General features: G+C 68.0%; 18 protein-coding genes, 7 tRNA genes and 3 pseudogenes. 11 read left to right on the forward strand and 17 right to left on the reverse strand.

What is annotated here, in order from left to right:
• Positions 1 to 174: 174 nt before the first annotated feature.
• The 6 genes from yajC to QP029_RS11735 all read right to left on the reverse strand — a co-directional run bounded on the left by yajC (position 175) and on the right by QP029_RS11735 (position 4,539).
• Positions 175 to 579, reverse strand: a complete 405-nt coding sequence (yajC, locus tag QP029_RS11710; RefSeq protein WP_284874460.1) for a preprotein translocase subunit YajC — start codon at positions 577 to 579, stop codon at positions 175 to 177.
• Positions 580 to 608: 29 nt separating this feature from the next.
• Positions 609 to 1,658, reverse strand: coding sequence for a Holliday junction branch migration DNA helicase RuvB (gene ruvB, locus QP029_RS11715; RefSeq protein ID WP_284874461.1), 1,050 nt, complete (start codon positions 1,656 to 1,658; stop codon positions 609 to 611).
• 12 nt (positions 1,659 to 1,670) lie between these two features.
• Complete coding sequence (gene ruvA, locus QP029_RS11720; protein ID WP_284874462.1) at positions 1,671 to 2,273, reverse strand: Holliday junction branch migration protein RuvA; 603 nt, start codon at positions 2,271 to 2,273, stop codon at positions 1,671 to 1,673.
• A complete protein-coding gene (ruvC, locus tag QP029_RS11725) occupies positions 2,270 to 2,788 on the reverse strand; it encodes a crossover junction endodeoxyribonuclease RuvC (RefSeq protein ID WP_284876242.1) in 519 nt (172 codons plus the stop codon). The genes ruvA and ruvC overlap by 4 nt, the downstream gene beginning before the upstream one ends.
• Positions 2,789 to 2,846: 58 nt before the next feature.
• A complete protein-coding gene (locus QP029_RS11730) occupies positions 2,847 to 3,593 on the reverse strand; it encodes a YebC/PmpR family DNA-binding transcriptional regulator (RefSeq protein ID WP_284874463.1) in 747 nt (248 codons plus the stop codon).
• A gap of 91 nt (positions 3,594 to 3,684) precedes the next feature.
• Complete coding sequence (locus QP029_RS11735; RefSeq protein ID WP_284874464.1) at positions 3,685 to 4,539, reverse strand: acyl-CoA thioesterase; 855 nt, start codon at positions 4,537 to 4,539, stop codon at positions 3,685 to 3,687.
• A gap of 57 nt (positions 4,540 to 4,596) precedes the next feature.
• Between QP029_RS11735 and QP029_RS11740 the strand changes: the two genes are divergently transcribed.
• Together QP029_RS11740 and QP029_RS11745 are read left to right on the forward strand one after the other, a co-directional pair.
• Positions 4,597 to 5,064: a DUF3817 domain-containing protein gene (locus QP029_RS11740; protein ID WP_284874465.1), complete on the forward strand. Its 468-nt coding sequence runs from the start codon at positions 4,597 to 4,599 to the stop codon at positions 5,062 to 5,064.
• A pseudogene (locus QP029_RS11745) lies at positions 5,061 to 5,603 on the forward strand (DUF2029 domain-containing protein); the annotation flags it as partial. The gene QP029_RS11740 and the pseudogene QP029_RS11745, both read left to right, overlap by 4 nt.
• Positions 5,604 to 6,152: 549 nt before the next feature.
• Here QP029_RS11745 and QP029_RS11750 read toward each other — a convergent pair.
• The 10 genes and pseudogenes from QP029_RS11750 to QP029_RS11795 all read right to left on the reverse strand — a co-directional run bounded on the left by QP029_RS11750 (position 6,153) and on the right by QP029_RS11795 (position 14,521).
• Entirely contained in the window at positions 6,153 to 6,659 is a 507-nt protein-coding gene (locus tag QP029_RS11750; protein ID WP_284874466.1) for a hypothetical protein, read from the reverse strand.
• Positions 6,656 to 7,737 (reverse strand): annotated as a pseudogene (locus QP029_RS11755) (glycosyltransferase family 4 protein). Before QP029_RS11755 ends, QP029_RS11750 begins: the two are co-directional and overlap by 4 nt.
• On the reverse strand, positions 7,737 to 8,561 hold the full coding sequence (locus tag QP029_RS11760; protein WP_284876243.1) for a phosphatidylinositol mannoside acyltransferase: 825 nt from the start codon (positions 8,559 to 8,561) through the stop codon (positions 7,737 to 7,739). The pseudogene QP029_RS11755 and the gene QP029_RS11760 overlap by 1 nt, the downstream one beginning before the upstream one ends.
• A 35-nt stretch (positions 8,562 to 8,596) precedes the next feature.
• Positions 8,597 to 9,244, reverse strand: a complete 648-nt coding sequence (gene pgsA, locus QP029_RS11765) for a phosphatidylinositol phosphate synthase (protein WP_284874467.1) — start codon at positions 9,242 to 9,244, stop codon at positions 8,597 to 8,599.
• A complete protein-coding gene (locus QP029_RS11770) occupies positions 9,237 to 9,800 on the reverse strand; it encodes an ATP adenylyltransferase (protein ID WP_284874468.1) in 564 nt (187 codons plus the stop codon). The genes pgsA and QP029_RS11770 overlap by 8 nt, the downstream gene beginning before the upstream one ends.
• Positions 9,784 to 11,829 (reverse strand): threonine--tRNA ligase, encoded by a 2,046-nt coding sequence (thrS, locus tag QP029_RS11775; RefSeq protein ID WP_284874469.1) that lies wholly within the window; start codon positions 11,827 to 11,829, stop codon positions 9,784 to 9,786. The genes QP029_RS11770 and thrS overlap by 17 nt, the downstream gene beginning before the upstream one ends.
• A 105-nt stretch (positions 11,830 to 11,934) precedes the next feature.
• Complete coding sequence (locus tag QP029_RS11780; protein WP_284874470.1) at positions 11,935 to 13,158, reverse strand: Dyp-type peroxidase; 1,224 nt, start codon at positions 13,156 to 13,158, stop codon at positions 11,935 to 11,937.
• A 10-nt stretch (positions 13,159 to 13,168) separates the two neighbouring features.
• Complete coding sequence (locus tag QP029_RS11785; RefSeq protein WP_284874471.1) at positions 13,169 to 13,684, reverse strand: copper chaperone PCu(A)C; 516 nt, start codon at positions 13,682 to 13,684, stop codon at positions 13,169 to 13,171.
• A 3-nt stretch (positions 13,685 to 13,687) separates the two neighbouring features.
• Positions 13,688 to 14,224 (reverse strand): copper resistance CopC family protein, encoded by a 537-nt coding sequence (locus QP029_RS11790; protein WP_284874472.1) that lies wholly within the window; start codon positions 14,222 to 14,224, stop codon positions 13,688 to 13,690.
• A gap of 222 nt (positions 14,225 to 14,446) precedes the next feature.
• A tRNA-Val gene (locus QP029_RS11795) sits at positions 14,447 to 14,521 on the reverse strand.
• A 188-nt stretch (positions 14,522 to 14,709) separates the two neighbouring features.
• Between QP029_RS11795 and QP029_RS11800 the strand changes: the two genes are divergently transcribed.
• From QP029_RS11800 to msrB, 9 genes and pseudogenes are all read left to right on the forward strand, one after another.
• Positions 14,710 to 14,782 (forward strand) — tRNA-Gly (locus tag QP029_RS11800).
• A gap of 36 nt (positions 14,783 to 14,818) precedes the next feature.
• Positions 14,819 to 14,890: transfer RNA gene (locus tag QP029_RS11805), tRNA-Val, on the forward strand.
• Positions 14,891 to 14,909: 19 nt separating this feature from the next.
• Positions 14,910 to 14,982, forward strand: a tRNA-Gly gene (locus tag QP029_RS11810).
• Between the two features lie 30 nt (positions 14,983 to 15,012).
• A tRNA-Cys gene (locus QP029_RS11815) sits at positions 15,013 to 15,083 on the forward strand.
• Positions 15,084 to 15,107: 24 nt separating this feature from the next.
• Positions 15,108 to 15,179 (forward strand) — tRNA-Val (locus tag QP029_RS11820).
• Between the two features lie 19 nt (positions 15,180 to 15,198).
• Positions 15,199 to 15,271: transfer RNA gene (locus tag QP029_RS11825), tRNA-Gly, on the forward strand.
• A gap of 30 nt (positions 15,272 to 15,301) precedes the next feature.
• Complete coding sequence (locus tag QP029_RS11830; protein ID WP_284874473.1) at positions 15,302 to 15,967, forward strand: dihydrofolate reductase family protein; 666 nt, start codon at positions 15,302 to 15,304, stop codon at positions 15,965 to 15,967.
• Positions 15,968 to 15,976: 9 nt separating this feature from the next.
• Positions 15,977 to 17,308 carry a glycosyltransferase family 87 protein gene (locus tag QP029_RS11835; RefSeq protein ID WP_284874474.1) on the forward strand — a complete coding sequence of 444 codons (1,332 nt, stop codon included), beginning with the start codon at positions 15,977 to 15,979 and terminating at the stop codon, positions 17,306 to 17,308.
• Positions 17,220 to 17,626: pseudogene (gene msrB / locus QP029_RS11840) on the forward strand (peptide-methionine (R)-S-oxide reductase MsrB). The gene QP029_RS11835 and the pseudogene msrB overlap by 89 nt, the downstream one beginning before the upstream one ends.
• Here msrB and hemQ read toward each other — a convergent pair.
• Positions 17,607 to 18,308, reverse strand: coding sequence for a hydrogen peroxide-dependent heme synthase (gene hemQ, locus QP029_RS11845; protein WP_284874475.1), 702 nt, complete (start codon positions 18,306 to 18,308; stop codon positions 17,607 to 17,609). The pseudogene msrB and the gene hemQ sit on opposite strands and share 20 nt — an antisense overlap.
• Positions 18,309 to 18,386 lie beyond the last annotated feature (78 nt).

Consider the following 18,386-nt stretch of genomic DNA (forward strand, 5'->3'; position numbering starts at 1 on the left):
GGCCAAGAATGTGCGTTGCCGCCGACGATGGGGATCGCGGCGGCTTGCGGTCGAACTCGTCGAACAACCGACCATGCTACGTCATGGCACCGGGTGGGTCCGAGTCCGACCCGGACAAGTCCAGCTGGCTGTCCGGTCCACCGGGTTCACCGCCGGCCAGCGCGACGACCTCCGTCAGCGGTTGTCCGGGCGCCCGCCGTCGGGGTGGTTCTCCGGGTGATCATCGTCCACCGGGTACTCGGGGTGCCGGTAACCGGTCTCGTCGGAGCCGGCCGGGGCGGTGCCCAGGGGGTCCGCGGTCGGGGTCGCGGTGCCGAGGTCCTGCGGGGTGGCCTTACGGAGGATGGCGATGCGGTCCATGGTCACGTCCACGGACGGTGCGATCTCGACGGTGATCTGGTCACCCTGCTCACCGGTGATGGTGCCGTGGATGCCGGAGACGGTGACCACGCGGTCACCGATGCCGACGGAGGCCTGCATGTTCTGCAGCTCGGCCTGGCGGCGACGCTGGGAGCGCATCATGAAGAAGGACGGCAGGATGAACACGGCCATGATGAGAAGGAGAAGAATGAGATCCATGGTGGTTCAGTCTGCCAGACGGCCCCGGATCAGTGCAGACCCAGGGTCCCGTCGGGTGGCGTGAGCCCGAGGTGGTGCCAGGCGGCGGCGGTGGCGACCCGGCCGCGTCCGGTGCGGGCGATGAGGCCGGCGCGGACGAGGTAGGGTTCGCACACCTCCTCGACGGTGGTGGACTCCTCCCCCACTGCGACGGCGAGGGTGTTCACACCCACGGGCCCGCCGCCGTGTCCGCGGATGAGCGCGCTGAGGACGGCACGGTCGAGGCGGTCGAGGCCGGCCTCGTCGACGTCGAAGACCTCGAGGGCTCCCCGGGCGGCGGCCATGTCGATGTGACCGTCGGCGTTGACCTCCGCGAAGTCGCGCACCCGGCGCAGTAGCCGGTTGGCGATGCGGGGTGTGCCCCGCGAGCGGGAGGCGATCTCGACGGCGGCGTCATGGTCGATGCTCACACCGAGAATCGTCGCCGCGCGGGTGACCACGCGGGTGAGGTCGGTGACGTCGTAGAACTCCATCTGGGCAGTGAATCCGAAGCGGTCGCGCAGCGGGCCGGTGAGCATGCCCGAGCGGGTGGTCGCGGCGACGAGGGTGAACGGGGGGATCTCCAGTGGGATGGAGGTGGCGCCGGGACCCTTGCCCACGATGACGTCGATTCGGAAGTCCTCCATCGCCATGTAGAGCATCTCCTCCGCCGGGCGGGCGATGCGGTGGATCTCGTCGATGAACAGGACGTCGCCCTCCATGAGGTTCGACAGCATCGCGGCGAGGTCACCCGCCCGTTCGAGCGCGGGCCCGGACGTCATGCGCAGGTTCGTGTTCAGTTCCTGCGCGATGATCATGGCCATGGTCGTCTTGCCCAGGCCGGGCGGGCCGGACAGCAGGACGTGGTCGGGGGTGACCCCCCGGTTCTTCGCGCCGGTGAGCACGAGGGAGAGCTGGCTGCGGACCTTCTGCTGGCCGATGAACTCGTCGAGGCTGCGCGGGCGCAGCGTCGTCTCCGCGTCCTGTTCGCCGGCCTGCAGGCGAGTGTCCACCACGTCCCGCTCGGGCAGCTGGAACTCGGTGCGCTCCACGTCAGACATGTGCCCGCTCCCCTACTTCCGGCCGAGCTGGCTCAGGGCGGCGCGCAGCGCGGCGGCCGTGTCCAGTTCCGGGTTGTCGGTGAGCACGCCCTCGACGACGGGGACGGCGACCCGGTCGGTGAATCCGAGGCCCATGAGTGCCTCGGTGACCTGGTCGGCGACGCCGGCGGCGGCGATCGGCAGCGGCGTCGTCGTGGGGACCTCGGCCGGCGTGTAGGCGGCGACCTTGTCCCGCAGTTCCAGGACGAGGCGTTCGGCCATACGTTTGCCCACCCCGGGGATCCGCTGCAGCGCCTTGGCGTCCTCCCCGGCGATGGCCTGGGAGATCTCCCCGGCGTTCATCACCGACAGGGAGGCCACCGCGAGGCGCGGGCCCAGGCCGGTGACGGTCTGCAGGAGGTGGAACATCCCGCGGTCCTCGTCGGAGACGAAGCCGTAGAGGGTCATCGCGTCCTCCTTGACCGCGAGGTAGGTCAGGACGGTCGCGTCCTCGCCCCGGGTCAGGGTGGCCAACGTCCCCGGGGTCGCCTCCACGCGGTAGCCCACCCCGGCGCATTCGATGACCGCGTGATCGAGGCCGAGGGAGATGACGGTGCCGCGCAGCGAGGCGATCATGGGCGGGTCCTTTCGGTGGAGGATTCCAGCAGGGCGCCGGTCCGGGCCAGCAGGGGTGCGCGCCAGCAGTGGCACACGGCCAGGGCGAGGGCGTCGGCGGCGTCGGCCGGCTTCGGGGGTTCGGACAGCCCGAGGATCCGGGTGATCATGGTGGTCATCTGTTTCTTGTCCGCACGCCCGTTGCCGGAGACGGCCTTCTTGACCTCCGACGGGGTGTACATGTGCACCGGGATGTCGCGCTGGGCCGCCCCCAGGACGAGGACGCCGACGGCGTGGGCGGTGTGCATGACGGTGGAGACGTTGCCACGCTCGAACACGCGCTCGATGGCGACGACGTCGGGCTGGTAGTCATCCATCCAGTCGTTGACGGCGGCCGAAAGCCGCTTGAGGCGTTCCGCCAGTTCGGCACCGGCCGGGGTGCGGACGACGCCCACCGCGACGGGCAGGACCGCCCGACCGCGACCGGCCTGGACGACGGAGAGCCCGCACCGGGTCAGACCCGGGTCGATGCCCATCACCCGCAGGTTCTCCAGACTGTTCACACACCCAGGTATAGCACACGTGTCCGAAAGATCAGAGCTGTGCCAGGACCTCGTCGGCGACGTCGGCGTTGGTGTAGACGTTCTGCACGTCGTCGGAGTCCTCCAGCGCGTCGATGAGACGGAACACCTTCTTCGCGTCCTCGAGCTCCAGCGGCACCTCGACCGTGGCGCGGAAATCCTGATCGGAGTCGTCGACCTCGATACCGGCGTCCTCGAGAGCCTCCCGGACGGTGGCGATGTCGGTCGGGGCGCAGACGATCTCGAACTTCTCGCCCAGGTCGTTGACCTCCTCGGCGCCGGCCTCGAGGACGGCCATGAGCACGTCGTCCTCGGTGAGCTCACCCTTGTCCACGACGACGATGCCGGTGCGGGTGAACATGTAGGCCACGGAGCCGGACTCGCCGAGGTTGCCGCCGTTGCGCGACATGGCGGTGCGGACCTCGGTGGCGGCGCGGTTGCGGTTGTCGGTGAGGCACTCGATGAGCATGGCCACACCGTTGGGGCCGTACCCCTCGTAGGTGATGGTCTCCCAGTCGGCGCCGCCGGCCTCCTCACCGGAGCCGCGCTTGCGGGCGCGCTCGATGTTGTCGTTGGGGACCGAGGCCTTCTTGGCCTTCTTGATCATGTCGTCGAGCGTCGGGTTGGCCGCGGGGTCGCCGCCACCCTGCCGGGCCGCGACCTCGATGTTCTTGATCATCTTCGCGAATTCTTTGCCACGCTTGGCGTCGTTCGCGGCCTTCTTGTGCTTGGTGGTCGCCCACTTGGAATGGCCTGCCATGTTCACTACCTTTCATCGGTCCGCGTGCTCGACCCCTCTGTGGGGAGCACGGCGACGTTTTTGACTCGCTCCACTATACGCAGCGTGCGGCTCAGTCCTCGGGGCGACGCGAGGGGACGGACTGGGCACCCTCGCGCAGCGTGCGGGTGAGCCCCTCCTGGGTGACCATGGCGACGAGGTTGCCGGCCCGGTCGAAGATCCGCCCGTGGGTCAGTGCCCGGCCCGCGGAGGCGGACGGGGAGACCTGGTCGTAGAGCAGCCACTCGTCGGTGCGGAAGGGCCTCAGGAACCACATGGCGTGGTCGAGGCTGGCCATCTGCACCTTGTGCCCGGGGTGCGGGACCAGCGAGGAGTGCAGCAGTGTCATGTCGGACATGTAGGCCAGGGTGCACACGTGCAGGGTCTCGTCATCCGGCAGGGGGCGCTTCGAACGGAACCACACCACCTGCTGGCTCGGGGTGTACGGGTTGTGCTCGTAGCGGTCGGAGGGCACGACCCGGATGTCCCAGTCGCCCCACTCCTCCAGCAGGGCCCGGGAGCTGACGGGCATGGTCGACGGGTCGACCGGCAGGGTCTCCGGGTCCGGGACGTCGCGCATGAGGTCGGAGTGCTCGGGCCCGACGTCCCCGCGCCGGTGGAAGCTGGCCTGCATGGAGAAGATGGTCTCGCCGTCCTGGATGGCACGGACCTGGCGGGAGGAGAAACTCCGGCCGTCCCGGATCGGGTCGACGAGGTAGACGGTGGGTTGGTCCGCCTTGCCGGGGGCCACGAAGTAGCCGTGCAGGGAGTGGACGGCCTTGTCCGTGATCGTCTCGGTGGCGGCCACCAGCGCCTGGGCGGCGACCTGCCCGCCGAAGGTGCGGGTGAGCGCCGACTCCACCGGATCACCCCGGAAGATGAGTTCGTCGATCCGCTCGAGGCTGAGGATCTGTTCAATCGTGCTCACGCGTGTTCTCCTTACCGGTTCACCGTCTGTCGAGTCTAGCCACTAGCATGTCCACCCATGACACCGAAGAATCTTCACCGGCTCGCCGCCGCCACCGAGATGGTCACCTGGACACTGCTCATCCTGGGGATGATCCTCAAGTACTCGGGCACGACGGACGCGCTCATGCCCGTCGCCGGCGGGGTCCACGGCTTCGGTTTCCTCTGCTTCGTCGCCATCACCGTCCTGCTGTGGGTGAACAACCGGTGGTCCTTCGGGCACGGCGTGCTCGGTCTGTTCGTCTCCGTTGTCCCGTGGGCCGCGTGGCCGTTCACCATGTGGGCGGACCGGCGGGGTCTGCTCGAGGGCGGCTGGCGTTTCCGTGGCACCGATGAGCAGCCGACGTCGCTGCCGGACAAGGTGCTGGCCCAGTTCGTCCGTCATCCCGCCCGCTCCATCGCGGTGCTCGCGGTGGTCATCGTCATCGTGTTCATCGCCCTGCTCACCATGGGCCAGCCCTACGACCCTGAGGCGATCACCGGATGACGCGCCCGGCGGTGTGGATCGGGTGGCTCATCTCCCGTCTCCTGCTCTGCTGGCTGATCTGGCGTGACCAGCGTCCCTTCGGGGACGTCCGCTACTACTTCAACGGCGTCACCGGGCTCGACCCGACCGCCCTGACGGAGTACCCGGACGCCGGGGTGTGGCCGGTCCGGTTCCTCGCCCTGCTCACCGGCGATTCCTGGGAGACGTTCCGCGTCGGCTTCCTGGTCATGTGCCTGCTTCTCGACGCCGCCTTCCTCGCCCTCATCCTCCGCCGCACCGACCGCAGCCGGCTCACCGCCGGCTGGTTCTGGGTGTGCTTCGGCCTCGCCGTGGGGCACGTGTTCTACCTGCGGCTGGATCTGTTCCCCGGCCTGCTCGTCGCCGCCTTCGGTGCGCTGCTGTTCCACCGTCCCGCCTGGGCGTCGGTGGCGTTGGCGGCGGCCACCGTAGTGAAGCTGTGGCCGGGTGTGCTCGCCGCAAGTCTCGTGGGAGGTCTCCGGCGGGCCGGCACCTGGCTGCGGCTGCTCGCGTTCTTCGGCAGCCTTGCCGCCTTCGCCCTGGTCACGGTGGTCACCTCCGGGGTGGACCGGCTCATCAGCCCACTGACCTACCAGGGTGAGCGGGGCCTGCAGATCGAGTCCCTGGCGGCCACCCCGTTCATGCTCGACGCCCACCGCAACCCGACCGACTACTGGATCGGCTACTCCTCGTCGAAGAGCTTCGAGATCCACGGGCCCGTTACCGACGGGGCCGTCACGGCCGTCGACGTGGGCATACTCGTCGTCCTCGGTTTCGCGGTCATCGTCGCCGCGACGATGATGCTCACCGACCGCTGGCATCCCCGTTCCGCGCTGGCGTTCGCCCTGCTGCTGGTGCTGCTGCTCATCGTCACCAACAAGGTGTTTTCCCCGCAGTATCTCGTGTGGATCGGTCCGCTGCTCGCCGTGTGCCTGTGCGTCAGCGCCGACTGGCAGGTGCGCGCGATGGCGGTGCTGACCGTCATTGCGGCGGGACTGACCTTCCTCATCTACCCGGTCCATTACGACGTCCTCTACCAGGACATCGCCTCCGCAGGACTGCCGCTGACGTTACTGGTCGCGCGGAACGGACTCGTCGTGCTCCTCACCCTGCTGTCCGCCTGGTGGCTGGGACGAGTGGTGTTCAAAGAACTCGGGCAGCGGGGCTGTCCCGCCGAGCCGCAGCGCGCGCACGGCCGGGCGTAGCCGCAGCGCCCGGGTGTCGGCGACGGCCTCGTTGTAGAAGCGGTGGGCCAGCTGGACGCGTACCTCCGCGTCGACGAGCTGGACCGGTCGATGAGGCCCGAGCGCCTCGATGGCCTGGGAGATCTGCCGCTCCCGCACGGCCCGGGCCTCGAGCCGGCCGTGGTCGAGGGCGTGGTTCTCCGCGGCGACGGCCAGCGGCATCGCCTCCGGTTCTACCACCGCGAGGACGGCCGCCCGCCGGTCGAGCGCGGCCTGCAGGGCGGCGAGCGCCGAGTCGGTGCGGATGTGCAGACGGTTGAGCCGCTGCGCGGTGAAGTAGGCCCACAGGGCGATCGCCGTGATGATGACGGCGGCGAGGATGTACCAGATCACCGGTCCACCTCCACGGTCGTGCCGTCGGCGACGGTCTCATAGACGGTGAGCACGTCGCGGGCCACGCTCTGCCAGTCATACCGGCGGGCACGTTCGGTGCCGGCGGCGACGAGCCGGGCGCGGGCGGCGGGGGCGTCGATAAGCGACTGCAGCGCCGCGGCGAGTGCCGACGCCGAGCCCGTCTCGAAGAGCAGGCCCGCGTCGTCGCAGACGGCGGCGAAGGCCTCGAGGTCACTGGCGACGACCGCGCAGCCCGCCGCCATCGCCTCCACCAGCACGATGCCGAAGCTCTCACCGCCGGTGTTGGGGGCGACGTAGATGTCGGCGCGGCCGAGGATGAGGGCCTTGACCTCGTCGCTCACCCGCCCGACGAACTCCACCCCGGGTGCGTGGCGCGGGCGGCCGCCGCCGATGACGGTGACCCGGATGTCGCGGTCGACGAGGCGGAGGGCGTCGAGAAGAATGTCCAGTCCCTTGCGGGAGTCGTCGAGGCGGCCGAGGAAGACGATCTCCACCGGCCCCGACTTTTGGTCCTCCGGCACACGGGACGCGGCGTAGCGGGAGGTGTCCACCCCGTTGGGGATGAGCACCGGGTCGCCGCCGAGCTGCTCGACCTGCCAGCGGCGCGCCATCTCGGAGACCGCGATCCCGCCGCGGATCTTCTCCAGGGCCGGGCGCAGCAGCGGGCGGGTCAGCGCCAGCATTCGCGAGCCGGCGCTCGAGGCGTGGTAGGTGGCCACGATGGGCCCCGACGCCATCCACAACGCCGCCATGGAGTAGCTCGGCGAGTTGGGTTCGTGGATGTGGAGGAGGTCGAATCTCCCTGACCGATGAACTCGCGGATCTTCGTGCGCACGTGCGGGCCGATGGACAGCCGGGCGACAGAACCGTTGTAGCGCACCGGCACGCTCCGGCCGCCCCGGGTGACGAAGCCGGGCAGCTCCGTGTCCGCCGACGCCGGCCCGAGGACGCCGACATGGTGGCCGGAATCGATGAGCACCTGCGCAAGGTCAAGGATGTGGGCTTGAACTCCGCCGGGTTCATCGAAGGAGTAGGGGCAGACGATACCGACGCGCATCAGCCTCTCCCCCGCTTGTCCGCCGTCCACTGCGGCTGCAGCATGTGCCAGTCCGCCGGGTGCCGGGCGATATTTACCGCGAACCGGTCGGCGAGGCGCTGGGTGGTGGCGCCCACGTCATCCACGGCGATCTCCTCCGACACGGAGAAACCCCACCCGTCCTCCTCGAACCAGCAGTGCACCGCGTGCAGGGCGGCGCCGGTCGCCACCGCCAGCTGGGCGGGCCCGGCGGGCATGGTCGTCTCCTCGCCGAAGAAGTCGACGGCGATCCCCCGGTCCGTGAGATCACGCTCCCCGAGCAGGCAGACGATGCCACCACCCTCGAGCACCTCCCGGAGCCGGGGGAAGGCCGGCCGCCCACCGGTCAGCGGCAGGACCTCGAAGCCGAGGGACTCCCGGAACTCGACGAACGCGGTGAACAGCACCTCCGGCTTCAGTCGTTCCGCCACGGTGGTGAACTGGCCGTAATGACGGACGAGAAACGTACCCGCCATGTCCCAGTTACCCGAGTGCGGCAGCGCGAGAATGACCCCGCGGCCGGCGGCCAGGGAGGCATCGAGATGCTCCCGGCCCACCACGCCCGCCGCCAGACGCGCATCCAGTCGCGGGTCGTCCTTCATCGCCGGCAGGCGGAAGGCCTCCAACCAGTAGCGCGCGTAGGAACGCACCGAATCCCGCACCAGCTCCGCGGTGACGTTCTCCGCCCCCACGACGCGGATGAGGTTGCGCCGCAGCTGCTCCATCCCCCGACCGTGGTCACTGGCCTTGTCCGCCCCGGCTCGGAACAGTGCCCGGGCCACCGGTTCCGGCAGCAGACGCACCATCCGCCAGCCCGCCAGGTACCCCAGGGCCGCCAGATTCACTTCGCCGCCTCAGCGCCGGCCGGGGGCGCGATGGTCTCCCGGGCGCGGTCGTCCCGGTTGGCCAGCATGAGTCGTTGGATGACGGTGATGACCGAACCGGCGGCCAGCACCCAGATGGCGACGTCGATGGCGTAGGGGACGCCGAACCCCTGGAGACCGACACCCACCAGCCCGATGATGAGCCGTTCGGGGCGTTCGATGAGTCCGCCGACCATGCGGAAGCCGCTCGCCTCGCCGCGGGCCTTGACGTAGCTGATGACCTGGGAGGACACCAGGACGATGAAGGCGGCGACGACGAGGGAGGGGTGGGCGTCGTAGGAGTAGATCAGCCACCAGGTGATGGCGGCGAACAGTGCGCCGTCGGTGATCCGGTCGCAGGTGGCGTCGAGTGTCGCGCCGAAGCGGGTGCCGCCGCCCCGCAGGCGGGCCATGGTGCCGTCGATCATGTCGAAGGCGGCGAACAGGCCCGACAGCACTGCCGCCCACACGAGGTGACCGGTGGGGATGAGCACGACGGTGATGGCGATGGTCACCGCGGCACCGGCGACGGTGACGGTGTTGGGGCTGACACCCGTCTTCAGCAGCGCCCGGGCGAGCGGTTCGACGATGACGGCGGCCGGCCGGCGGCCGTGGACACTAAGCACGGGTCCCCCCGTCGACCTGGTCCCACGCGTCCGCCAGCAGCTTCCGGGTGTCCCGCAGGAGCTGGGGCAGCACCTTCGTGCCGCCGAGGATGGTGAGGAAGTTCGCGTCACCGGCCCACCGCGGGACGATGTGCATGTGCAGGTGGTCGCCGACGGACCCGCCGGAGGCACGGCCCAGGTTGAAACCGACGTTGATCCCCTCGGGCCGCGAGACCTTCCGCAGGACCTTGACCGCGTGTTTGGCGAAGACCATCATCTCCGCGGTCTCGGCGTCGTCGAGATCCTCGATGCTGGCGACCTTGCGGTACGGGATGACCATGAGGTGCCCGGCGTTGTACGGGTACAGGTTGAGGATGGCGAACACGGACTCACCGCGGGCGACGATGAGGGCCTCCTCGTCGCTGCGTTTCGGCGCCTCCAGGAAGGGGTCGTGCGGCTCAGCGTGACCGGGCCGCTCGGCGATGTACCCCATCCGGTAAGGCGCCCACAGGCGGGTGAGGGCGTCCGGCTCCCCCACCCCGGTGTCGACCCAGGTGTCCTCAGCGCCGCGCTGCAAGGGCTTCCTCACTCGGCTGCTCGTTGATCCGTTCCTTCACCCACGCGTCGATGAGGTTGACGGCCTCGTCGACGGGCACACCGTTGACCTGGGTGCCGTCGAGGAAGCGGAAGCTGACGGCGTCGGCCTCCACGTCGCGGGCACCGGCCAGCAGCATGAAAGGCACCTTGCCGGTGGTGTGGGTGCGGATCTTCTTCTGCATGCGGTCATCGGAGGTGTCCACCTCGGCGCGGATGCCCCGCTGGCGCAGCTGGTCGGTGATCTTCTCCAGGTGCGGGGCGAAGTCGTCCGCGACCGGGATGCCGATGACCTGGTGCGGGGCCAGCCACACCGGGAACGCACCGGCGTAGTGCTCGAGCAGCACGCCGAAGAAGCGCTCGATGGAGCCGAAGAGCGCGCGGTGGATCATGATGGGGCGCTTCTTGGTTCCGTCGGAGGCGGTGTACTCCAGGTTGAAGCGCTCCGGCAGGTTGAAGTCGAGCTGCACGGTGGACATCTGCCAGGTCCGGCCGATGGCGTCGCGTGCCTGCACGGAGATCTTCGGGCCGTAGAAGGCCGCTCCTTCGGGGTCCGGCACGAGGGTGAGGCCGGAGGCGTCGGCCACCCGCTGCAGGATCTCGGTGGACCGCTCCCAGATCTCGTCCGAGCCAACGGACTTCTTCGGGTCCCGGGTGGACAGCTCCAGGTAGAAGTCGTCCAGGCCGTAGTCCTTGAGCAGGGAGATGATGAAGTCGAGGACGGTGGTCAGCTCGTCCTCGAGCTGGTCGTCGGTGCAGTAGATGTGGGCGTCGTCCTGCGTGAACCCGCGGGCGCGGGTGAGGCCGTGGATGACGCCGGACTTCTCGTAGCGGTAGACGGTGCCGAACTCGAACAGGCGCAGCGGCAACTCGCGGTAGGACCGGCCCCGGGAATCGAAGATGAGGTTGTGCATGGGGCAGTTCATCGGCTTGGCGTAGTAGTCCTGGCCCGGCTTCGTCTCGTTGCCGTCCTCGTCATACTCCGCGTCCAGCTGCAGCGGCGGGAACATGCCCTCCTTGTAGAAGCCGAGGTGGCCCGACTTCTCGAAGAGATCTCCCTTGGTGATGTGCGGGGTGTTGACGAAGGAGTACCCGGCCTCGATGTGCCGTCGACGGGAGTGCTCCTCCATCTCCAGGCGGACGATGCCGCCGTCGGGGTGGAACACCGGGAAACCCGAGCCGATCTCATCCGGGAAGGAGAACAGGTCGAGTTCTGCGCCGAGGCGACGGTGGTCGCGCTTTTCGGCCTCGGCCAGCATGTGCTGGTACTCCTCGAGCGCCTCCTTCGACTCCCAGGCGGTGCCGTAGATGCGCTGCAGGTCGGCGTTGGCCTGGTCGCCGCGCCAGTAGGCGGCCGAGGACCGGGTGAGGGCGAAGGCCGGGATGTAGCGGGTGGTGGGGATGTGCGGGCCGCGGCACAGATCCGACCACTCCACCTCGTTGGTGCGCGGGTTGACGTTGTCGTAGGCGGTGAGATCACCGGCACCGACCTCGGTGGCCTCGTCCGAGTTCGGGTCGACGTTGCCCTTGTCCTGCACGAGCTCGAGCTTGAACGGCTCATCCTTGAGCTCCGCGGCGGCGGCCTCGGCGGACTCGTACACCCGGCGTTCGAAGCGCTGCCCGGACTTGATGATCTTCTTCATCCGCTTCTCCAGCGTCTTCAGATCCTCCGGGGTGAAGGGCTCGGCCACCTGGAAGTCGTAGTAGAAGCCGTTCTCGATGGCCGGGCCGATTCCCAGCTTCGTGCCGGGGAACTCGGCCTGCACGGCCTGCGCGAGGACGTGGGCGCAGGAATGGCGGATCACGGAGCGACCGGCCTCGGAGTTGGCGGGCACCGGGGTGAACTCACCGTCCGTGTCGGGCACGTGGGCCAGATCCTTGAGCTGCCCCTCGGTGTCCCGGACGCAGACGATGGCGTCCGGGCCCTTGTTGGGCAGGTCAAGCTCCCGCATGGCGGTTCCGACGGCGGTGCCGGCGGGTACCTGGAACGGGGAAACGGTGGTGTTCACCATGAGTGTGCTGCGCTCCTTACTGCGCTCGCGCAGGCGGCGGCATACCTGGCCGCCGCCTGCTCAACGTCTGACGTTCGCGGATCATCCTACCCCGCGGGGTAGGCCTCACTCGTCCTCGAGGAGGCGTTGCGCCCAGAACCTGTCCCGCTCGCGCCCGTCGGGGCTCGTGCCCGGCGGGATCCAGTACACCGCGGAGCCGATGTGGGAGATCCACTCGTTGAGCCGGTCGGCGTCGTCAAGCCGTTGCTGGATGGGGACGTACTGGCGCACCGGGTCCTGCTGGTAGCAGATGAACACCAGACCGGAGTTGGACAGTTGTTCGCTGCCCGGCTCCGGCGGGAGATCGTAGTTGTAGGGGCGGCGCAGGAGTTTCTGGTCCGGGTGGTGGGCGCGGGCGACGTGGCTGTCCTTGTCGATCACCGGCAGGCCGTACTTGTCGACGGCCGCGAAATCCGGCTCGTCGAACTCCTCCGTCCCCGTCAGGGGCGCACCGTTGTGCAGACTGCGGCCCATGGACACCTCCCGGGAGGTGCGGTCGAGCATCTCCCACGTGTCCATGTTCATGGTGATCCGGCGGACCACCATCGACGTCGACCCCTGCGCCCACGCCGGCTGGTTACCGGAGATCCACACCTGATCGTCGAAGTCCTCGTCCTGTCGGGGGTTGACGGTACCGTCCACCTGGCCGAAGAGGTTGCGGGGCGTGGTGCCCTCGGAGACGGAGCCGTCGGCGTGGAGGAAGCCCTGCTGGAGCCAGGCCACCCGGGCGTAGTCCACACCCGAACGCACGAGATGCCGGGTGGCGTGAGAAACCATGAGCGGATCATCGGCGCACACCTGGATGACCAGGTCGGACTGGCCCCACTGTGGATCCAGTTCATCCCGGCTGAAGTCCGGGAGCGGGGTGAGCCAGTCGGGGCGCTTCTCCGTCAGCCCGGCGACGTCGAAGATGCGCGGGCCGAACCCGCAGGTGATGGTGAGGTTGGCGGGTGCGACGACCAGTTCAGGTTCGAGGCTGCCCAGCGGCGTCTCGCCGGTGCACAGCGCGCGGGAGTCCTCGGTCCAGGACCGCATGAGCCGCGTCAGGCCCGCCCGGTCGACGCCGTCCGCCAGGGTGAACGCGATGAGGTTGAGGTGGGTCTGCACGGGCGTGGCGATACCCGCCTGGTGCACGTCATCGAACGCGACGATGGCGTCCTGCAGCCGGGTGTCGCCCTCCCCCTGCGCCATGACCCGGTCCTGCTCATCGGTGGAACAGGCAGCCAGCGCCGCCCCTCCTGCGGTGACGGACAGTCCGGTGAGAAAACCCCGCCGGGACAGCGATGACATGGTGCTCCTTCTAGTGGTCGTGCTCGGGCTCGTGGCCGGACAGTTCCCCGTCCTCGCCGTAGTCCTCGTCGCCCGGGTTCATGGTGCGTACGGCGACGTCCTCGACCTCGAGAGTCTCGCCGTTGCCCAGCTCGATGGTGAGGTCGACGACGTCACCGGCGGGGATCTCGGCCGGATGGTCGAGGATCATCATGTGGTCATTGCCCGGGGCCATCTCGTGGCTGCCGCCGGCGGGGATGGTGATGCCGCCCTCCTTCTCCTGCATGACGCCGTCGACGACCTCGTGGATCTCGTAGGTGCCCTCGACGTCGGAGGTGAAGCCGGTGATGGTGACGTCCTCATCGGTGCCGTTGTGGAAGGTGCCGAAGATGCCGGTCATCTCCTTGTCGGTGCCCTTGGCACGGACGACACCGTCGGTGAAGGTCACGTCGCCGGACGATTCCTCAGCGGCGTTCTCATTGGTCGGGCTGCATCCGGCCAGTGCCAGCGCGGCCGCGGTGACGGCGACCAGTCCTCGAATTCTCATGTTCTACTCCTGTGGGGTGTTCCGGCCCCGGGCGATCGCCATGGCGATGACACCGAGGATGGCGAGTATGCCCACTGCTCCCAGGACCCAGGCGAGCGGTCCATCGACCAGCCCGCCCGATTCTTCTTCCGAGACCGGTGCCTGTTCTGTCTCTTCGGCCGGCTTTGCCTCACCCACGGTGAAGGTGGTCATCCCGCGGGTGGAGTGGCCGTCGGAGGAGGTGATCTGGAAACCGATGCGGTACTGACCGTCACCGGGGTCCACCTCACCGGGCACCTCGAGGCGGGCCCAGCGACCGTCGATGGCGGGTTCGCCGGAGAACAGCACCTCATCGGTGGCGACGTCGGAAACGGCGAAGGTGTTGAAGTCCTCCTGGATGTACCCGGAGAACTCCAGGGACACCTCGTCCGGGAACTCCTCGAGCACGGCCTGGTCAGCGGGCTCACCACCGACGACGACATCGTGCGCCGCCGCGACGGGGGCGGAGACGGCCAGGATGCCGACGGCCAGGGGCGCGGCGAGGACTCGGAACAGTTTCACGTGGGGTGTCACCTTCGGGTGGGGTCGGGTGGTCGGGGCATACGATACCCGCACGGTGCGGGGATCATGGAAACAGTCGGCCCCTGCCCAGGGTTAGTTCCCATTCACCTTCCGGCCACCCAGGATTTTTATTCACGAACCTCCCCTGACCGGAGCAAACCCCTCGGAGGTGATTCAGGCCACGGGCATGGAAAAAACACCCTCCGCCGGGGAGGGTGTCGGTGGTGGTCCTAGCTGGGTTCGAACCAGCGACCTTTCCGGTGTGAACGGAACGCTCTTCCACTGAGCCATAGGACCGTGCTTGTGCGCTATCGAACATTACACAACACCACCTCCGGTGTCCTAATCCGCAGGTGGCGGGCGAATAACACCGGTGTCATTCACGCCCACTCCCCGCCCGCGGATTCCGCCTGCCAGCTGGGGATTTGTATTGTGACGGCGGTTGAGGATAAAGTTCATTCTCGCACCAAGCAACGCCGGTGCATGCGGATGTAGCGCAGTTGGTAGCGCATCACCTTGCCAAGGTGAGGGTCGCGAGTTCGAGTCTCGTCATCCGCTCTCATTTCACCGGGCCAATCGGTATGAAATGAACCCGCGCGATTAGCTCAGCGGGAGAGCGCTTCCCTGACACGGAAGAGGTCACTGGTTCAATCCCAGTATCGCGCACAGAGGGTAAAACCTCGATGCGGATGTAGCGCAGTTGGTAGCGCATCACCTTGCCAAGGTGAGGGTCGCGAGTTCGAGTCTCGTCATCCGCTCTGGTATCTTCTCACCGAGGTATCTGTAACGGTGGAATGGCCGAGTGGTGAGGCAACGGTCTGCAAAACCGTGCACACGGGTTCGATTCCCGTTTCCACCTCTAGTTAGACGTTGTTTAACTCACGCGCGATTAGCTCAGCGGGAGAGCGCTTCCCTGACACGGAAGAGGTCACTGGTTCAATCCCAGTATCGCGCACAGAGGGTAAAACCTCGATGCGGATGTAGCGCAGTTGGTAGCGCATCACCTTGCCAAGGTGAGGGTCGCGAGTTCGAGTCTCGTCATCCGCTCAGTTCATGGGTCCGACTAAGGTCGGGCCCATGTCGCATTTTCCCCCCGAGATCGCACCGGCGGACCTCATTGGCCCCGACCTGCCCGAGCTCCGCGCCGTGGCCGTCACCACCGCCAACGGTGCCGCCCGGTTGGACGGTGACACCGGGACGATGGGAAACGCCACCGACACCGCACTTCTGCTGGAGCTGCGTGACTGGGCGGATGTGGTCCTCGTCGGCGCGGGCACGGTCACGGCGGAGGACTACGGCGGCTCCCCGACTCCGCTGGCGGTGGTCACCCGCAGCCTCTCCCTCGATCCGGGCACCCGCGTGTTCACCGAGGGTTCGCCACTGTTGCTGGTCCCGCAGTCCTCGCTTGACGACGCCGCCCTCACCCACCGCCGCGCCCTCCTCACCGCCGCCGGTGCGACCCTCGTTTCCACCGGTTCGGGCGGCGCGGAGGACATCGTGGCCACCCTCCACGGCCTCGGGCACCGCCGCATCTCCTGCGAGGGCGGCCCGAGCCTGTACTCCCAGCTCTTCCATGCCGACCTCGTCGACGTCCTCCACCTCACCATCGACCCGGTCCTGCACTCCCCCGCCGACAAGCAGCTGCTCACCGGCCCGGTCCACCGACGCCTCGCCCTGGATCACCTGGCGGCGACGGCGGACGGCACGGTGTTTCTCCGCTACCGGAGGAATCCGCTCGGTTAGTGTGGGTCCGTGACTACGCCGATTCCCCGACTCGACCGCCTCTGGGTGGCCCCGGACCCGTTGACGGACGAGTTCCGTCCGCGTCGGCGCACCCCGTTCGACGCCGTCGGCACCGCCGTCGCCTGGCCGCTGGCCGTGATGCTGGTGTTCCACCGGGTGTTCATCCTGGCGTTCAACGGCGCGACCACCGACGACTTCACCACCGTGTACTCGGCGATCCGCCGTTTCCTCGACGGGGTCCCCGTCTACAACGAGATCTACCATCACGTGGATCCGCACTACCTCTACAACCCCGGCGCCACGCTCCTGCTGTCCCCGCTGGGGACGGTCTCGGACTTCGACGCCGCCCGGTCGTGGTTCATCGTGGTCAACGCCGCTGCCATCATCGCCGGGCTGGCGGTCCTCACCCGGATGTTCGGTTACTCGCTGCGCTCGGTCGTGTTCCCTGCGGCCGTCGCCCTGGCGTTCCTCACCGAATCGGTGCGCAACACGCTCATCTTCTCCAACATCAACGGGGTGCTCTTCCTCACGCTCGTCGGATTCCTGTGGCTGCTGCTGCACGGGCGCAGCTGGTGGTCGGGCATCGTCATCGGACTGGCGATCCTCATCAAGCCGCAGTTCGCTCCCCTGCTCTTCCTGCCGGCGGTGAAGTTCGACTGGCGCACCATCGTCGGTGGCGTCACCGTCCCGGTGGCGTTCAACCTCATCGCCTGGCCTCTCGTGCCCGGCGCCGGCGACTACGTCACCCGCCTCGTGCCCTACCTCGGGCAGGTCCGCGACTACGCCAACTCCTCCCTGGCCGGCATCTCGGTCTACTTCGGCATGCCGCCGGTGCTGGAGTCGCTCATCTGGCTGCTGTTCGCCGTCATTGTCGCGGTCGGTGTCATCGTGCTGCTGCGCTGGCGTCACACCGACCCGCTGCTGTGGGCCACCACCACGACCGGGCTGCTCATGACCGGGGTGTTCTTCCTGTCCTCGCTGGGGCAGATGTACTACTCCATGATGTTGTTCCCGATGATCTTCACGGTCCTGCTGCGCACCAGCGTGTTCCACGCGTGGCCGGCGTGGCTGGCTGCCTATCTCTTCCTCTCCCCCGACGGGTGGATGTCCTCGACCTGGCACGACGTCAGCCGGTGGATGGACTTTTTCAAGCCCACCTTCGGGTGGGCGCTGCTGCTGGTGGTGACCACCACGTGCGTGCTGATGTGGTGGCGTGGGGAATACGCGGGCGTCGACAAGCGTTCGCAGGAGTATGACCGACTTCAAGCTGATCAGCGACGACGAATGGCGCCAGCGCCTGACCCCGCAGGAGTATCACGTCCTGCGACAGGCCGGGACTGAGCCGCCGGGCGTCGGCGAATACACCGACACCACCACCGAGGGCGTGTACTCCTGCCGGGCCTGCGGCGCGGAACTGTTCCGCTCCAACCAGAAGTTCGAGTCGCACTGCGGCTGGCCGTCCTTCTTCTCCCCCTGGCCGGTGACCGGATCATCGAGAAGACCGACACGTCGCACGGTATGACGCGCACCGAGGTGCTCTGCGCGAACTGCGAGTCCCACCTCGGGCACGTCTTCGCCGGTGAGGGCTATGACACCCCCACCGACCTGCGTTACTGCATCAACTCCATCAGCCTGCGGCTCACGGAAGAACCTCGATGATCTCGGCGACGTCCGCCACGCGGCGACCGGAGAAGAACGGCAGCTCCTCGCGCACGTGCAGTCGGGCGTCGGTGTAACGCATCTTGTGCATCAGGTCGACGATGCGGCCCAGCTCCGGGCCCTCGAAGGCCAGCAGCCACTCGTAGTCACCCAGCGCGAACGCGGGGACCGTGTTGGCGCGCACATCCGGGAAATCACGGGCGGCCTGGCCGTGCTCGGAGAGGATCCGGCGACGCTCCGTCGGCTCCAGCAGGTACCAGTCATAGGAACGCACGAACGGGTAGACGGTGATCCACGCCTCCGCGTCCTCCCCCATGATGAAGGACGGCAGGTGGGAGCGGTTGAACTCGGCCGGACGGTGCAGGCCGGTGCCGATCCAGAACACCTCCATCGACTGGCCCAGCACCGTGGTGCGGCGGAACCGGTTGTAGGCGGCCTGGAGCTGCTCGAACTGCTCGGCGTGCCACCAGATCATCATGTCCGCCTCCGCACGGATGGCGGAGATGTCGTAGATGCCGCGGACCGTGACCAGTCCCTCCTCCTCGAGGGACGCCAGGAACCGGCGGACCTCGTCGATGATCCCGTCTCGCTCACTACCCAGGGCGCCGGGGATGGCGCGGAGGGTGACGAACTGGGTGTAGCGCTGCACGCTGTTGAGCTCGTCGAAATTCAGTTTGCTCACGGATGACCTCTTTCTGCGGGATACGATCGGACTCCATCCATCATAAGTTGGATACCCGGGGCGGGCGACCACCGGCGC

The organism is Corynebacterium suedekumii (genome assembly GCF_030252185.1).
GTDB lineage: Bacteria > Actinomycetota > Actinomycetes > Mycobacteriales > Mycobacteriaceae > Corynebacterium > Corynebacterium suedekumii.

Excerpts from the sequence above, each read along its gene's own strand:
- yajC (WP_284874460.1), bottom strand. The coding sequence starts at position 579 with ATGGATCTCATTCTTCTCCTTCTCATCATGGCCGTGTTCATCCTGCCG.
- ruvB (WP_284874461.1), bottom strand. The coding sequence starts at position 1,658 with ATGTCTGACGTGGAGCGCACCGAGTTCCAGCTGCCCGAGCGGGACGTG.
- ruvA (WP_284874462.1), bottom strand. The coding sequence starts at position 2,273 with ATGATCGCCTCGCTGCGCGGCACCGTCATCTCCCTCGGCCTCGATCAC.
- ruvC (WP_284876242.1), bottom strand. The coding sequence starts at position 2,788 with ATGGGCATCGACCCGGGTCTGACCCGGTGCGGGCTCTCCGTCGTCCAG.
- QP029_RS11730 (WP_284874463.1), bottom strand. The coding sequence starts at position 3,593 with ATGGCAGGCCATTCCAAGTGGGCGACCACCAAGCACAAGAAGGCCGCG.
- QP029_RS11740 (WP_284874465.1), top strand. The coding sequence starts at position 4,597 with ATGACACCGAAGAATCTTCACCGGCTCGCCGCCGCCACCGAGATGGTC.
- QP029_RS11760 (WP_284876243.1), bottom strand. The coding sequence starts at position 8,561 with ATGGTGCGTCTGCTGCCGGAACCGGTGGCCCGGGCACTGTTCCGAGCC.
- thrS (WP_284874469.1), bottom strand. The coding sequence starts at position 11,829 with ATGGTGAACACCACCGTTTCCCCGTTCCAGGTACCCGCCGGCACCGCC.
- QP029_RS11780 (WP_284874470.1), bottom strand. The coding sequence starts at position 13,158 with ATGTCATCGCTGTCCCGGCGGGGTTTTCTCACCGGACTGTCCGTCACC.
- QP029_RS11785 (WP_284874471.1), bottom strand. The coding sequence starts at position 13,684 with ATGAGAATTCGAGGACTGGTCGCCGTCACCGCGGCCGCGCTGGCACTG.
- QP029_RS11830 (WP_284874473.1), top strand. The coding sequence starts at position 15,302 with ATGTCGCATTTTCCCCCCGAGATCGCACCGGCGGACCTCATTGGCCCC.